The sequence below is a fragment of the Paraburkholderia sp. CI3 genome (genome assembly GCF_050436505.1).
Taxonomy (GTDB): domain Bacteria; phylum Pseudomonadota; class Gammaproteobacteria; order Burkholderiales; family Burkholderiaceae; genus Paraburkholderia; species Paraburkholderia tuberum.
Genome location: NZ_JBNDMI010000002.1, coordinates 605,448 through 619,808, shown reverse-complemented (window position 1 = coordinate 619,808; position 14,361 = coordinate 605,448). Strand labels below are relative to the sequence as shown.

Annotated in this window: 14 protein-coding genes and 2 pseudogenes; 8 read left to right on the top strand and 8 right to left on the bottom strand. The window is 62.9% G+C overall.

Translation table 11 applies throughout. From position 1 onward, the window contains the following. Positions 1–35 precede the first annotated feature (35 nt). Complete coding sequence (locus OKW29_RS05715) at positions 36–1,079, bottom strand: AraC family transcriptional regulator (protein ID WP_429290295.1); 1,044 nt, start codon at positions 1,077–1,079, stop codon at positions 36–38. Between the two features lie 488 nt (positions 1,080–1,567). On the opposite strand from OKW29_RS05715, the gene OKW29_RS05710 reads away from it, so the two are divergent. Next, complete coding sequence (locus tag OKW29_RS05710; protein ID WP_167368794.1) at positions 1,568–1,732, top strand: hypothetical protein; 165 nt, start codon at positions 1,568–1,570, stop codon at positions 1,730–1,732. A gap of 237 nt (positions 1,733–1,969) precedes the next feature. After that, complete coding sequence (locus OKW29_RS05705) at positions 1,970–2,686, top strand: transposase (protein ID WP_184068447.1); 717 nt, start codon at positions 1,970–1,972, stop codon at positions 2,684–2,686. 71 nt (positions 2,687–2,757) lie between these two features. On the opposite strand, the gene OKW29_RS05700 is transcribed toward OKW29_RS05705, so the two are convergent. The 4 genes from OKW29_RS05700 to OKW29_RS05685 all read right to left on the bottom strand — a co-directional run bounded on the left by OKW29_RS05700 (position 2,758) and on the right by OKW29_RS05685 (position 5,363). Then, on the bottom strand, positions 2,758–3,981 hold the full coding sequence (locus tag OKW29_RS05700) for a polysaccharide pyruvyl transferase family protein (protein WP_429290294.1): 1,224 nt from the start codon (positions 3,979–3,981) through the stop codon (positions 2,758–2,760). Further along, entirely contained in the window at positions 3,956–4,390 is a 435-nt protein-coding gene (locus OKW29_RS05695; RefSeq protein WP_429290293.1) for a lysylphosphatidylglycerol synthase domain-containing protein, read from the bottom strand. Before OKW29_RS05695 ends, OKW29_RS05700 begins: the two co-directional genes overlap by 26 nt. Positions 4,391–4,514: 124 nt before the next feature. Further along, positions 4,515–4,712 (bottom strand): hypothetical protein, encoded by a 198-nt coding sequence (locus tag OKW29_RS05690; protein WP_429290292.1) that lies wholly within the window; start codon positions 4,710–4,712, stop codon positions 4,515–4,517. Positions 4,713–4,820: 108 nt separating this feature from the next. Then, the gene (locus OKW29_RS05685) at positions 4,821–5,363 is read right to left on the bottom strand and encodes a phasin family protein (protein WP_429290291.1); all 543 of its coding nucleotides are present in this window, start codon (positions 5,361–5,363) and stop codon (positions 4,821–4,823) included. Positions 5,364–5,747: 384 nt separating this feature from the next. On the opposite strand from OKW29_RS05685, the gene OKW29_RS05680 reads away from it, so the two are divergent. Continuing rightward, positions 5,748–6,518 (top strand): DUF3047 domain-containing protein, encoded by a 771-nt coding sequence (locus tag OKW29_RS05680; protein WP_429290290.1) that lies wholly within the window; start codon positions 5,748–5,750, stop codon positions 6,516–6,518. A gap of 147 nt (positions 6,519–6,665) precedes the next feature. Here OKW29_RS05680 and OKW29_RS05675 read toward each other — a convergent pair. Further along, a pseudogene (locus OKW29_RS05675) lies at positions 6,666–7,013 on the bottom strand (NAD(P)/FAD-dependent oxidoreductase); the annotation flags it as partial. Between the two features lie 495 nt (positions 7,014–7,508). On the opposite strand from OKW29_RS05675, the gene OKW29_RS05670 reads away from it, so the two are divergent. Together OKW29_RS05670 and OKW29_RS05665 are read left to right on the top strand one after the other, a co-directional pair. Next, positions 7,509–7,820 (top strand): hypothetical protein, encoded by a 312-nt coding sequence (locus tag OKW29_RS05670; protein WP_184069668.1) that lies wholly within the window; start codon positions 7,509–7,511, stop codon positions 7,818–7,820. Positions 7,821–8,289: 469 nt separating this feature from the next. Then, positions 8,290–10,008 (top strand): alpha/beta hydrolase, encoded by a 1,719-nt coding sequence (locus OKW29_RS05665; protein WP_429290289.1) that lies wholly within the window; start codon positions 8,290–8,292, stop codon positions 10,006–10,008. Between the two features lie 73 nt (positions 10,009–10,081). Here OKW29_RS05665 and OKW29_RS05660 read toward each other — a convergent pair. Beyond that, positions 10,082–10,528, bottom strand: a pseudogene (locus tag OKW29_RS05660) (FadR/GntR family transcriptional regulator); the annotation flags it as partial. A gap of 38 nt (positions 10,529–10,566) precedes the next feature. Here OKW29_RS05660 and OKW29_RS05655 point away from each other — a divergent pair. Both OKW29_RS05655 and OKW29_RS05650 read left to right on the top strand, forming a co-directional pair. Further along, positions 10,567–11,121: an ABC transporter permease gene (locus tag OKW29_RS05655; RefSeq protein WP_429290288.1), complete on the top strand. Its 555-nt coding sequence runs from the start codon at positions 10,567–10,569 to the stop codon at positions 11,119–11,121. Then, positions 11,118–12,104 (top strand): ABC transporter permease, encoded by a 987-nt coding sequence (locus OKW29_RS05650; protein WP_429290287.1) that lies wholly within the window; start codon positions 11,118–11,120, stop codon positions 12,102–12,104. The genes OKW29_RS05655 and OKW29_RS05650 overlap by 4 nt, the downstream gene beginning before the upstream one ends. Positions 12,105–12,188: 84 nt before the next feature. Here OKW29_RS05650 and OKW29_RS05645 read toward each other — a convergent pair whose 3' ends face one another. Continuing rightward, positions 12,189–12,413, bottom strand: a complete 225-nt coding sequence (locus tag OKW29_RS05645) for a hypothetical protein (RefSeq protein ID WP_018422453.1) — start codon at positions 12,411–12,413, stop codon at positions 12,189–12,191. Between the two features lie 601 nt (positions 12,414–13,014). On the opposite strand from OKW29_RS05645, the gene OKW29_RS05640 reads away from it, so the two are divergent. After that, positions 13,015–14,346 carry an NRAMP family divalent metal transporter gene (locus OKW29_RS05640; protein WP_429290286.1) on the top strand — a complete coding sequence of 444 codons (1,332 nt, stop codon included), beginning with the start codon at positions 13,015–13,017 and terminating at the stop codon, positions 14,344–14,346. Positions 14,347–14,361 lie beyond the last annotated feature (15 nt).

The following is a 14,361-nucleotide window of genomic DNA, read 5'->3' as shown; positions in this document are numbered from 1 at the left end:
GTGGGTAGAAACAGCACGGCGCGTCGCGGCAGGCATCACTGATCCCGCAGTGCGGCAACGCCATGCGTAGGTTGCGCGTGCTGCGCTGATGTGGCCACGCCGTTCGACTTTCCTTTGCTCTTGCGCCAGCCGGCCGGCGGCATGCCGAATTCGCGTCTGAACGCGCGACTGAATGCGGCTTCCGACTCATAGCCAATCTGTTCCGCAACGGCGTTGAGCGGCTTGCTACCGATCAGAAGTTCGTGCGCCGCAATCTGCATGCGCCATCTCGCGAGGTATTGCATGGGCGGCTGCCCCAGAAGATCGGTAAAGCGTTGCGCCAACGCGGAACGCGACAGGCCCACTTTGCGCGCAAGTTCCTCGACGGTCCACGCATGCGCCGCCTGCGCATGAAGCAGCGAGAGCGCGCGTCCAACGTAGCGGTCACGCACGCCGGCGAGCCACCCGGTCTGGTTATCAGGTAGCGCTTCAATACAGCTACGGATTGCTTCGACAAACAGCAGTTCCGATAGCCTGGCAAGCACAATCGTGCCGCCCGCGCGCGAGTCGGCCGCTTCCGCGGCAGCAAGTTTGAGAGACGACTCGAGCCATGCCGCACGCGGATCCTGGCGCATGTCGATCTTGAACAGTCGCGGCAGCGATGAGAGCAGCGGATTGCTCAAAGTATCGTCGCAGGCCAGAAAGCCGCACACGATGCGCGTCACAGCGCCCCCGCCGCCATAGGACAGCGTCATCACTTCACCGGGTGCTGTCACCATCTGCCCGGCCAGTAGCGAGTCCGACGGCACAGGGGAGATATCGATCGCGCTGCCGATGATGTGCGTTTCACCCTGAGGCACCACGATCAGTTCGCCGGCATGGACGTGAATCGCCGAACCGGGATCGTCGGCCAGCTTCGCCCAGCAACTCCCCTCTATGATCAGATGATAAGAAACGACGCGCTCGGAAGGCGGCAAGTAAGCGCCGCAGAGCGATGCATCGGTGCGACCGATCAGACACCACGGTGCGGTGAGTGTCCCGTTCAGAAACACGGCGCCGCTCAGACGAACAGCGCGCAGAACATCAGAGACTGCATCCATGGATAGCTCGCGTGAAATGCGATTTCCCGGGCGAGAAACCTGGCCGCCGTTCATTCTTCAGGATGGCCAAGGGCTCCATGTTATACCCGCAACCTCACTTGATGACAATTCCCTTACTGGCGTTTTGCGCGAGGCTTATGAAGCGCTTTGCGGGTCCGTTGAAGACTCGCGCCTGGCAAAAAGCGCACCACGGAACGTGCGCTTCGCCAGGATGACAGGACGATCTTTGTGGACGCCCGCACTGCGCACGCGATGCATCGGCAAGAAGTGGACGATCGGACAAGAAAGATCGACGCACGGACAGGACGGCAATGGCTTGCCGCGGGCAGAGTTCATGACAGGAAGGAACATCACGGATCGGCGTCATCCGTACTTCGCCAACAAGCCTTCCTCGGACTCTGGAAACCTGGCGCATGACCCAACTTGCACGAATCGGTTCAAGCACAGCAACTGACCGCTTCGCGCAAACACAGTAGCGTGAGACACCGATGAAACGCCTGATAAGCCGTGCGATGTACCACCCGATCATTGCGCTATCCGTTTTCTATCTGGCCGACGTTATGCATCACGTCGATTACAGCATCGCTGGTGCATTGCTTGTTCTGACCGCGAAAACGATCTCGCGGGTTTCAAGTCTGTTCGACAAGGGATAGAGCTGCGATGCGAAGCGTTCGTCGATCAACGTCCGAGCGCGGCGCTGCAATTCAGCATTGGCATAAGAGACACTGGCTGCGATCGGCAAATCAACGAACAGAGGCCATAAAAAAGGCCTGTTCGTGATGCAGATGCACGAACATGATCGATAGAATTTCCTCTAGCACGTTACACACGGTCCCGCGTCCGATATCTGTCGGACCGCTTTCTCACATCGGATCTCCGGTTAATTCAGCATGGCACGGCTTGCACGGCACTACGTCCCCGATCAACCGCAGCACGTTATCTTGCAGGGACTCGCGGGGCCCGCTTTCATGGACGAAGGAGACTACCTGTACTTCCTCGCCTGCGTGGCAGACGCAGCGCGCGTCGCCGATCTGGCGGTCCATGCATGGGTGCTCATGCCTGATGCGGTACAGTTCCTCGTCACGCCTTCGTACGAGTCGAGCGTCGCCATGGCAATGCAGGCGGTTGGCCGACGCTATGCCGAGACCTTCAACCGCCGCCATGGACGCCGCGGTGCGGTATGGCGTGGCGAGTACCGGTCGACAGTGATCGAGCCCGACCGGTATTTCCTGCTCGCGAGCCAGGTCATCGATCAAGCGCCGGTGCGCAATGGCCTGGCGGCCGAGCCGGGAAACTACCCGTGGTCGAGCTGCGCGCACCACATCGGGCTGCGTGTCGATAGGTTCATCAAGGACCATCCACTGTACCGGGCGCTCGGCAATACGCCGTTCGAGCGCCACCAGGCTTATCGCGATCTGGGCGCACAGCCTGTCGACGAACGCGAGATCAATAACCTGATGCAATCGACGCTCAACGGCTGGGTGCTCGGCAGCCCCGCGTATTGCGAATGGGCGGCGCAGACAGCCAATCGGCGCTTGATGCCACTGCTGCTGCGCGACCGGCCGTCCACGGTTCGCACCACACGCTCGCTCGTACACGTGGGCTGAGCAAAGAACGATCGAGCTTCGCGAGATTACACGACCGTGCCGACACCGCTCGTCGCGCGAGGCCCTGCATTTCACGCACAACACATTGCCGCTCGCGTCTGCGCGAATCCCTCGCGATAGCGAGCGGTGAGGTGTGTGGCCGTGCGCCGCAGCAACGTCCGGTCGATCGTCAGGGCATGGAGCATTGCTTGCGAAAGTGCCTCGATCCCGACGCTGCCCGGCACGCACGCTGGCTCCCACGTCGCTGCAAACGCGGACTGTTTCGTCGTGTCGTTCGCGCGCGCCGGATGGAAGAAGTTCACCCGCGGCAAGCCGCACGCCAGCGCGACGATCCGTCCGTGCAGGCTGCTTCCCGCGTAGGCCGTGGCGTCTGCGATCAGTGCGCAGATGTCCCATATCTCCAGCGAACGGAAGAGTTGCGTACGTGAGACCTTCATCCGTGCCGCAACCCGCTCGTAGCAGGCCATATCGTCGTGCCAGGGCGCCGCACCCGCTCGAAAGAACACAATACCGAGCCCGCTCTCGTTCGACACGCGATCGAGCTCGCGCGCAAGCACACCGAGCGTTCCGTCGTCGCCGAAATCCGCACTGAACTGCACGGCGACATACCCCTCGGGAAACGCCCTTTGCAAATCCGCCACGCCGCTTCGTTCCTTGCACGCGCGAATGTTCGCGCCGAACAGCTCCGTCACCATCACCGCCGGATCCGGCACGAGCCGCGCGAGAATGCCTGCTGCGGCGAGCCCGTTCTGGGTGTGGATGTCACGCACGCTGACGTCGTCGGCTTGCGCGAGCTTCGACAGGACTTCTGCTCGCATCCCGGGATCCAGTCGCTCCACATCGACGCCGCCGGCCGCTTGATAAGTGACGCTCGACGCACAGGGAAACATCTCGCGAGACGTCATGTAGGGGGCAAGCGCATCGAGACGCGTCAGCGCACGTGCCCACGCGCGTCGCTCGCCGTTGTGCGTTTCCAGTCGCGCGATGATCTTCTGTGCCTGGTCCCACGGCAGCAGCATCACCGCCGCCTCCCAGTCGCCGCAAGTCAGGATCTCGCCGCCTGCGTGCACGATATGCACACGGTCCTTGCCGCGTTCGGCGGCCAGTTGCGCGAGCGCCTGAACAGCGTGGCCGCCGTGGACGCGCAGGTCGCGCTCCGCGAGCCCGGCGAAGATCACGTCGTCGCACGCAAGCAGTTTTGCGACGACGTGAGGGAACAGCAGGTCACCCAGGTTGTGGCGATCGAAGGCGCCGAACACCACGACCGCATCATGTTTTCCTGTGTCTCGCATCATGATTCGGGCCCCGACCTCCCTCGGTACGAAGTCGCCGCTCGTCGTGCCACTCCTCCACCTGCCAGGCGATGAGTCCAGGCAGAAAGACGATGATGTCACGAATACGGCGCGCACCCGCGAGCGCGAGGCAAAGCTGCGGATGGAAACCAGGCACCGTGCCGATCAGCAGAAATCCACCTTCCTGAACGCCGAGTGCGCCAGGCACAAAGAACGCGACGCTACTGAGCGCCTGGATGAGCGACTCGAGTACGACTGCCTGCAGGAAACCTGCTTTTGCCGACAGAAAATAGAGCGCGATCCATAGCTCGAGCGCCGTCGCGATGCATTGGAGTGATTGCCAGATGAGCAGGTAACGGATGATGACGCCGGGCTGATGCCAGAGCTCACTGATCGATTGATCGATGCGCACCGACTCGCCGACGAGCGAGCGGAACTTGCCGCTCGTGATGCGATTGAAAAGTTGATTGCCGAGCGGCGGCGAAGGCGGCCCACCCAACGTGTATAGGTCGTCAGATACGTTGTCTGCGCACCGGTCAGCGGACCCGTGCGAACGCTCGCAGCACGGCGTCGCCGCGCGGCGTCACGTGAGATAACCGGAAGCCCGGCCCAGCTGGCTCATTCGCAATCAACTGCAGTTCGCGGAGCGCGCCAAGCTCTGCCCGATCCGAATCAATTCGTTCAGGCGCATCCTTCAACAGCAGCAACGTGGCCACTTCGTGCGGGCTCAACATGTCGTTTACCTCACGGCGGGAGCGAAGGAACGGGTGACCAGATCCGGCCACGGCTGCATCGGCAGCACGCGAATACCGGAACCGGCAGGATTGGCGGAAGCTCGTCGCCTATCGGGTTGACGAGCGACGTGTGCGAGGCGGACCTCGTCGTTCCGCCGTGTCAGGCGTCGCCTTTTCGACGCGCTCGAGAAAGGCACGGACCATTTCCCCGACCTGTGCCTCGGCGACGGACGCGCCGTCCGGCTGCACTTCCGGCGGCACGGCCGCGCGCATCATCGCGTCGACGCCCGTTGCGCAGACCGGCAGGCCAGCGGGCCTGGTGTCCTCGTGGAGCTCACGCTCGTCGTCGTGATCGCCGCCGGCGTGGCACGGTCTGATTGTTTTAGACGCGATGTCCATCCAGCCGCGGGTGTATCCGGCGAACTGCAGGGTAAGCCAAGGCATCACATCCGCTTGACGTCTGAGGAACTGTTCAGGCGTCTGGGCGCGCAATACGCTTTCCCAGTGCAGCGCGGCACCCGTGACCGCGGACCTGTAGGTATCCACGTTCAGCCGTATCAGCGCGCAATAACCGGCGAGGAACTGGTTGGGCAGTTGCGACACGTCGGTCGGAACGGATAGGGTAAATGGCATCTGTTTTGGGCTGCTCACGGAATATCTCTCAGGTTCTCGCGGACACGGCGATCGCTGCCACTGCGATTCGTGAAGGTCGTTCCCACACCGGGCCGTTGGCCAGGCAGACGGTCTGAAGCTGTCTTAGAGCAGCCATTCTAACTTTGTTAATTCGGGTTACGATTTTTATGAGCCAGGGAGTTTCCCCAATATGTGGGAAATTGACGCCTGTGATGAGTGGAGCAAACCCCTCGCGCGCCGCACGACGCGACGGGAATACCGCGCGGCGCGCTGCGAGCCTCGTCATGCAAACGCTACGACACAGCAAACAGAACCTCAACCGCCGGCGTGAAAGCTCCGCTGAAATGTCGCCCGAGGAGCTCATTACAAGGGACGCTATCCAAAATACGAATGCGACCTGCCATGCATCTTGCCTCGCGCCGTCGAGCGCAAAAACGAACAGCCCCGTCAGCCTGGATCGCCGCATGCGTCGCGCTTCTTTTGTTGTCGCCACCCATCCTTGCCCAGGACGAAAAGCCCGGTATCGCCTTTTCCTCGATCGAGCCCGGCGCATCGCTGCCCGCGGGCTGGAAGAACATGCCGGTCGTGCGCGGCAAGCCCATCACGCAATACACGCTCGTTCGCGACGACCACACCACTGTGCTGCAGGCGGACGCGAACCGCTCTGCTTCCGCGCTGATGCACGAGGGTGATATCGACCTCGCTCGCACACCCGTCGTGGCATGGCGCTGGAAAGCGGATAGACCGATCGAAGGCGCCGATAACCGCGTGGCGTCGAAGGAAGACGCGCCAGCGCGGCTGGTGTTCATGTTTGCCGGAGACAAGAGCAAGCTGTCGCTTTTCGACCGGGCGAAGATGGGGCTGGCCAAGCAACTGAGTGGCGAAGATCTGCCCTATGCCACGTTGATGTACGTGTGGTCGACCACCGCCGCGCCGGGTACCGTCATTGCCAACCCTCGCACGAACCGCGTACAGATGATCGTGGTCTCCGGTCTGCCTGGCGATGCGGGTCAGTGGCAAAGCTTGCGCCGCAATATCGTGCAAGACTATGAGCGGGTCTTTCACGAACCGCCAGGACGAATCACAGGCTACGGGCTGCTGACCGATACCGACAATACCGGTGCCACGACACGCGCCTGGTACGGAGACGTCCAGTTCCTTCCCGGGCCTTGATCACGGGGTGCCGTCGAGTCGATCGAGCCCGTCGGCGCGGCGTGGCCGGCTGAGTGTCCCGCGCGCTTTCATAAGCGGAGATGACGCGCCTTGCCGATCACCGGCTTGCTTTGGGGCGCAGCCATCGACCCTTCATTCCTCAGGCGCTCAGATGCATTCCCGCGGTTTGTAGTACCACATGCCCAGAATCAAAGCCTGGGTGCGCAGCATCTTGCCGCCCGGGAACCGTCGATGCCTGATGCGGCTGAACACGTCGAATCGAGAAGCGTCGCCGCCGATCGCGTCCGCGAGAATTTTGCCGGCCATTCCCGCGAACACCAGCCCATGTCCGGAGAAGCCTTGCACATAGTAGAGGTTGTCGCCGATACGACCAGGATCCGGCGCGCGGTTCATCGTGACGTCGACAAAGCCGCCCCATGCACGGTCGATGTTCACGCGGTCGAGCTGCGGAAAAACGCCCGTCATGCGCCTGCGCATGCGGTCGATGACTTGCCGCATCGCTACCGAACCCGTGCCGATGCGCGTCCGCAGGCCAATGCCGTTCATGCGTACCCCATCCTGGTTCCGCCGGCTGCATGCCCTCTTCCACGAACGCGTCGACGGACCACGTATCGACGAACTCGTTTCGCGCCTTGCGGCGTTTGGCGACCTGGAAGTCCCGTTCCGCCACCTGAATCGCCTTGATGTTCAGCCGGTGCGCGAGCGCCGCGTCACGAAGATCGGGGGAATGGCCACGAGCGCAGCCGCGCTGCGGGCCGAGACGATGGTTGCCGCGCGGGAACGCGCGTTGCTCGATGTGCATCGTCAATACGAAATGCATAACGAGACACCCATGGGCTGCGTTTTTCGCGGCCGAACGGCGCGGCCTGCGGGGCGAGCGGCTATGTTCCGGTCGCGGACGAGATCGACTATCCCGCCGATCTGGAGGCCGCGCGCGACGGCCGGCAACGCAGACGTACGTGGCAAGCGTTCAGTTGTGGGAGAAAAGCGATGTCCATTCAGGAATATGCGCCGTATCGCGGCTGCAATATCGAGGTGAACGTTACGCTATCGAAGACGCATTGGCTCGGCGGCAAATATCGCCGTTATCGCGTGTCATGGACCGTGACGTTGCCCGGCAATCCGGAACAGGAACTGCTGAGTTTTCCGGAACAGTTCGATTTTCTGACCGAGCATGAAGCGTTCAAGTATGGAGAAAATCGGGCACACACCTTTGTCGATTCGATGTTGTCGACGCCTTCTCAAAGGCGCAGGCTCCGCGACGCGGTCGCTCGGCCCGCAACTCGCCAGGACGTTTTTTAATGGCTCGCGCCGGCGCGCCCTTTCGGAGCGGGCTTGATCGTGCCACCGGGTAGCGACCAGCGCGACGAGCAAGCAGCGTGCGCGCAAGCTCCGTAAAGCCCTCGCTCGCGCGACGTCGCCACCGACAGGCCGGTTCATCGATGTTTGAACACGATGCGCGCAGAGCGACAATGTTGTTCGGGGAACAGAAAGGTAAATACAATGCGACGCATGGCCGGTTTATCGTTGACGTTTTTTCGACGCAGGAGAAACATCGCACGAGATCGGAGCAGCCCCGTCCATTCCGCTGCCCCCATGTGTCGCGCTGCGCGCGGTAATCAGGAAAACATCGTCGTGGATGATCATGTGGTGGCATCTTCCATTACTGCCCTCCTGGCGGAGTCTGAATCAAGGCTGGTCGCGTCATCAACTCCTTTGCGGGTGACCCGCGGAAACGAGGTGCGAGTTGTGCCAATCCGAGCGAGCACGCATGCGGGACTCCCATGAGCCGGTAGCCGCCGGGCTTCGAAGCACGTCCTGGACGCCGACGCTCAGCGGCTCGCTGCTCGCGCTCGTGTTCTGGTGGCAGTCACTGACGCCGACACTGATTCCGCGGTCGTGGGGAACGCAAACCGTGGTCGGCGCGTTCTGTCTGGCCATCGGCTACGGGATAGGCACATTGGTCGGCCGCGGCGTGCATCGGCTGCTGGAGCGATGGGGACGCGTGGCCGGCAGCGAGGTCCGACGGCGCAGCTGGATCGTTCTGGCAGCGGCGTGGCTCATTGCACTATTCGTTGGCTCGAAGCTATGGCTCGGCTGGCAGAACGAGCAGCGTAGTTTCATGGGGATGGCGCCGGTCGCCTGGTTCGACGCCGTGCTGGTGATCGTCCTATCGCCGTTGAGCGCGGTGTTGCTGGTAGTCATCGGGCGATTGACGGCGCGCGGTGCCGCCGCAGTCAAGCAGGTCATCCAGGGCCACGTGCCCCCGATCGTTTCGGTGCCGGCAACAGCGCTGCTCATCATCGTCATTGGCATGGCGCTCGCTAGCGGAGTGGCCTTTCCCGCCCTCACCACGGTCTCCAACTTCGTCCACGGGCGGGTGAACGAGAACACGACCGAGGGAATCGTGGCCCCCACGTCGCCAACGGTGTCCGGCAGCAGCACGTCGTTCGTCGCATGGGACACCTTGGGCCGCATGGGGCGCGGCTTCGTGGCGACAGTGACAACCACGCAAGAGCTCGCGAAGTTCCACGGGACTGATGCGAGACTGGTCGATCCGGTGAGGGTCTACGTCGGAGTGCGTTCCGCGGACTCCCTCGAGCAGCGTGCGCAGATTGCGGTCCGCGAGCTCGAGCGCGCGGGCGGGTTCGAGCGGAAAGTGCTGGTCGTGTGGATACCCACCGGCACGGGCTGGATAGTCCCCAAAGCGGCGGCTTCGCTGGAGCAACTGCACGGTGGCGACACGGCGATCGTGGCGATCCAATACTCTTTCCTGCCTAGCCGACTCGCCATTTTCATGGATGCTGGTCTCGCGAACGAGGCGGGTATCACGCTCTTCAACGCGGTTCGCGCCCGATGGTCGATGCTCCCGCCGAAACGACGGCCAAAGCTCGTTCTGTTCGGCAAGAGTCTCGGCGCCGCGGGGGTGGAAGCGCCTTTCGTCGGGAAAGACGCCTCTGCCTCGGTGGCCAACATGATGGCCCGAACGGATGGCGTGCTGATCGTCGGCGCCAAACAAAGCAACCCGATCCATTCGCAACTCACTCGCGAGCGCGATAGCGGGTCGCCCTTCTGGCAGCCGATCTTCGATGGGGGGCGTTCGGTACGGTTCTTGAACCGCGATCCGCATCAGGTGGCATTGGACACCGACTGGCCGGCCCCGCGAATCGTGTACCTTCAGCATCCGGCCGATCCGGCCGTGTTCTGGAGTGCCAGTGCGTTCTGGTGGCCGCCCGAATGGCTGGCTCGGCCACGTGGCTTCGACGTGCCTGACGCCATGCATTGGTTTCCCATCGTCTCGGGCGTGCAGGCGGTGGGCGATCTGATTCACCAACTCGGCGTGCCGGCGGGTTTTGGTCACAACTACTCGTCGGAGGACTACGTCAACGGCTGGGCCAGCGTGGTGCCTCCCGAGGGCTGGACGCACGCCGATACCGAACGACTGGCGCGGTTCCTCGACCAGATTGCCGGCGATGAATCAGAGCCGTGATCGAGCTGAAGGCGAACGGATTGGGGCGGTGCCGCTGCAGCTTGCGGCGCGCACCGCAGAACATGGTCTCTAGCTAACGCCAGGCTCGTGTGAACTCGCCGACCACGCGCGCCAGATGCGCCTGCATCGCCGTGCGCGCGGCGGTCGCATCTCGCGCCATGATGGCCGCAAAGATGCGCTGATGGTCATCCTGTGACGCCGCCCGCAATGCGGGAGTATGAAAGTGCTCCTCGATCTTTTTCCACAACGGGTCGGCACGGGAGTTGTCCCACATCGCTGTCACCACGAGCCGGAGCATTTCGTTTCCCGTCGCCCGCGCGATCGCCAGATGGAAATCACGGTCGGCGGCCTCATTCGCAGCCTTGTCGTCCATGTTTTCGCGCATCGCGCGCAACGCGGCGAAGAGCCGGTCGAGGTCTGAATCTTTGCGCTCGGTAGCGGCTAAGGCCGCGATCCCGCTTTCGATCACCGCCCGCGCGCGCAGCGTCTCGATCGGGCCCAGTCCGCGCGGCAGTTTAAACATGGCGGAGCGGGCCTGCGGCGCTTCTGCTGCGCCCCGTGCCCGGCGGCTCGATCAACGAGGACCTCGCCGACGCACTGACCGGCAAGGTCGCCGGCGTCCTGCCGGCGAGCTTGCTGATTCTGCTTGCGGCGACGCTGATCGTCTGGATCCCTTTCAAACGCTCGGCGGTCGGGCGCGCGGCGTACGCGACCGGCTCGTCCGAACCCGCGGCTTTTCTGTCCGGCATGCCGATCCGCCGCGCGAAGTTCGCCAGCTATACGCTGGCCGGCCTGCTCACTGCGATCGGCGGCCTATTCCTGACGTTCTTCACCGACACCGGCGAAGCGAGCCTCGGCAGCGCCAACTCGTACACGCTGTTTTCGATCGCCGCGGTGGTGATCGGCGGCGTGTCGCTGCTCGGCGGCAAGGGCAGCGCGATTGGCGCGATCTTCGGCGCATTCGCGTTCCGCTCGATCGGCGACCTGCTGTTCGTGTTCAACGTCGATGCGCTGTGGCAGCCGCTATTCCAGGGTGTGATTCTTCTGCTCGCTGTCGCGATCGGCGCATGCGGGCTGTTCAGGGTACGCAACCGTCTGGAGTGGTTTCAATGAGCCACGCTTCAGCGACCAGCCGGACCACGTTCGTGTCGAGGCTCACGCGCAGAATCGACAAACCGATCGTGATCGCGTTCGCGTGCATCGTCGCGCTGCTGCTCGTCGGCGGGATGTATTCGCGCAACTTCACGTCGCCGGAGTACATCCTGCTGCAACTGAAGGTCGGCGCGTTCCTCGGCATCATCGCGACCGGCCTGATGATGGTGATCCTGCTCGGCCACATCGACCTGTCGCTGCCGTGGACCATCACCGTCGGCGCAATGATGGCGTGCGCGGTAGCGGGGCACGGCGAACTCGGACGGATCCTCGCGATACCGGTCGGGATTGGTTGCGGCGTGCTGATCGGCGTCGTCAACGGCATCCTCGTTGCGCTGCTGCGCATTCCGTCGATGATCGCCACGCTCGCGACCAATGCGGTCGCACAGGGCATCATGATCGTCTATACCGGCGGATCGTCGCCGCAGGATTCCGCGCCACAGGTGATGCGATGGCTCGCGGCGGGCTGGCTCGTACCGGGCGTGCCGAATGCCGTCGCGCTATGGCTCGTGATCGGCGGCGCCACGGTGTTCCTGTTGTCGCGTACGACCTTCGGCCGCACGCTGTACGCGATCGGCAATACCGAACGCGCGGCGTATCTGTCCGGCATCAATACGCGGCTCGTGACCGTGGCCGCATTCGCCGTGTGCAGCGCCTTCGCGGCGTTCGGCGGCGTATTGCTCGCCGGTTATGCGTCGAAGGCAGCGCAGTCGATGGGCGATGCCTACCTGTTGCCGGCGATCGCGGCAGTCGTGCTCGGCGGCACATCGATTCTGGGTGGACGAGGTTCATACCTCGGCACCGTGGCTGGCGCGATCCTCATCACGCTGCTGCAGTCGATCCTTTCAGTTGCGCAGATGCCCGAGGCGGGACGTCAGATCATCTACGGCGTGGTGATAGCGGCAATGTTGCTGCTGTATGGGCGCAGCAAGCGGGAAGCGTAGGTTTGAGTCGATCCGCTGGCGCGTCCTCCCGGCCCACCAACGGCAACGGCTCCAAGCCTCTCGACTACCCTGCCAAGCGCAAGCTCATCCATGAGCATCCACCCACGCGCGCGCCCAATCCAGGCCTGCATGGTGGGCTTCCTCCTCGCTATCGAATAGTCCCAGAATGCCTGATGCCTCGATCAGCTTCCCGCCTCGCGTAATGGTTCCGCTCGCCGCATAGCGCTCCGGTTGCAGGATGCCTTCGCCTTCCTGCTGAAGGATGGCATGCCCCCACAACGTGTACCCGTCGTAGTCGATCGTTTCCATTAGCGCACGACCCTGACGGATGCGGCGCGAGTCGTCACTCGAAGCATGTTCGCGCGTGCCTCTGGTGGATTCCAGACCTCAGCGTAGTCCGATGCGTGCGCGCCCGTGCAAGGCGTCATGATCAGAACCGTGAATCCTGTCTTTTTCAAGATTTCTCCTTTCCAGCGATTTTCTTCAGCGGCTCGTCGCAACTGTCACTTTGTCCGGCACATCCAGCATCCCTACCGAAGCAGGTCGGGAATTCAGGTAAAACGCAGCGAGTCAGCTGCGATGCAGTATGGCCGAGTGTGTCATTCACCGCTTTGAATCCGTTTCGATCGCCGCAGCGCGGAAAAGACGCGTGGGCATTGAGACCCTTACTTTCGGGGAGCTATCGCGGAGACTGGTCGTTCGCTCGCCGCGGTCGACGAGCGTTTCGCGCTGGTCGGCGCGGGTTGAAGATGTGACATTGTATCGTCAGCCTGCGGGAGTCCTGATAGTCGCCCCCGATAGCGTCACATCCGCTGAATATGTGTGCCAATATGTGTGCCGCGAAACGAGTCGACGAAGGAACGTTTCGTGCGAGCGCTACAGCATCCCTGGTTTCCCGACGGTCAGGCGAATGCACTCTTCCCCCGACAGGGGCACCGCGCCCCGCGCCGCACAAGGTAGTACGCACGCTGCCTCGTCGCAGCCCGCCCGCTCGTGGGCCGCCGATCTGGGGCCGGGGCTGGCAAGTCTCGGCTGCGATAACGATCCCAGCGGTATCGCCACATATTCACTCGCGGGCGCGTGGTACGGCTACGACCTGCTGTGGATCTGCGTGCTGTCGTATCCGTCGATGGTCGCGTTGCAGTTGGTCTCGGCGCGTGTCGCCGCCGTCACCGGACATGGCCTGACGGCGAACATGCGCGCGCACTATTCGCCGGTGTTCTTCTATTTGGCGGTGGCGCGGTTCGTGATTGCGAACACGCTGAATATCGCCGTCAATGTGGTGGCGATGGCCGCGGTCGTGCAACGCTTCACTCATGGGCCGCTTTGGTTGCTTGACCTCGCATGCGGTTGCACCTCGATTGCGTTGCAGTGGTTCATTCCCTATGCGCGCTATGCGCAGGTGCTCAAATGGTTGATGCTGCCGATGCTCGCGTATGCCGGCGTGCTGCTGATCGTCGATGTGCCGTGGCACACGGTCGTGCTGCGCTCGCTCGTGCCGCACGTCGAATGGAAAGAAGATTTCGTCACAATGCTGATGGCCGTGCTCGGTACGACGATGAGTCCCTATCTGCTTTTTTCGCAGGCCGAGCAGGAAGCACAGGAAGAGCATCGACAGCACGAACAGCACGCGGCGCGGGGCGATCGACGTTCGTCAGAGCAGCTTCGCCGGTTGCGCATGCGGACCTTGACGCGCACCGCGCTATCGAGCGTGGCCGCATTGTGCATCATGATTGCGGCTGCGGCGACGCTGCATGGTGCACAGACGCGGCCCGGCGAGCCCATTGAGCTTTCCAGGGTGCTCGAACCGCTAGTGGATGGCTACGCCGGCACACTGCTTGGGCTTGCACTGATCGGCTCAGCGCTGCTCGCACTACCTTCGCTTGCGGGTTCCGCTGCGCAAGCGGTCGCGAGTTCGTTCGACTGGCCCCACGGCCAACGGCGTGATCGACGCATTGCTGTTCTGCTCGTTGCGCTCGCGGGGCTCGGGACGCTGCTTGGCGTTGCGCTCGGCCTATGGCACGTCGACCCTGTCAAGGCGCTGTACTGGAGCGCCATCGTCAACGGTATGACGATTACGCCCGTGCTGGTGCTTCTGGTGCTGCTGAGTGCGAAACGAGAAGCGGTCGGCGAAATCGTCGCGCACTGGTCGTTACGCGCGCTCTGCTGGCTCGCGACCCTGATCACCGGCATGGTCGTGGTCGCGCACTTCGTGCTCGAAGTGGCGGAGCGCGTGTCCTGATGAACCCCTCACGCC

Coding starts and splice junctions, on each gene's coding strand:
- OKW29_RS05665 (WP_429290289.1), top strand. CDS start 8,290: ATGCGGGACTCCCATGAGCCGGTAGCCGCCGGGCTTCGAAGCACGTCC.
- OKW29_RS05690 (WP_429290292.1), bottom strand. CDS start 4,712: ATGTTGAGCCCGCACGAAGTGGCCACGTTGCTGCTGTTGAAGGATGCG.
- OKW29_RS05710 (WP_167368794.1), top strand. CDS start 1,568: ATGAAACGCCTGATAAGCCGTGCGATGTACCACCCGATCATTGCGCTA.
- OKW29_RS05715 (WP_429290295.1), bottom strand. CDS start 1,079: ATGGATGCAGTCTCTGATGTTCTGCGCGCTGTTCGTCTGAGCGGCGCC.
- OKW29_RS05645 (WP_018422453.1), bottom strand. CDS start 12,413: ATGGAAACGATCGACTACGACGGGTACACGTTGTGGGGGCATGCCATC.
- OKW29_RS05705 (WP_184068447.1), top strand. CDS start 1,970: ATGGCACGGCTTGCACGGCACTACGTCCCCGATCAACCGCAGCACGTT.
- OKW29_RS05670 (WP_184069668.1), top strand. CDS start 7,509: ATGTCCATTCAGGAATATGCGCCGTATCGCGGCTGCAATATCGAGGTG.
- OKW29_RS05680 (WP_429290290.1), top strand. CDS start 5,748: ATGCATCTTGCCTCGCGCCGTCGAGCGCAAAAACGAACAGCCCCGTCA.
- OKW29_RS05700 (WP_429290294.1), bottom strand. CDS start 3,981: ATGATGCGAGACACAGGAAAACATGATGCGGTCGTGGTGTTCGGCGCC.
- OKW29_RS05650 (WP_429290287.1), top strand. CDS start 11,118: ATGAGCCACGCTTCAGCGACCAGCCGGACCACGTTCGTGTCGAGGCTC.
- OKW29_RS05640 (WP_429290286.1), top strand. CDS start 13,015: ATGCACTCTTCCCCCGACAGGGGCACCGCGCCCCGCGCCGCACAAGGT.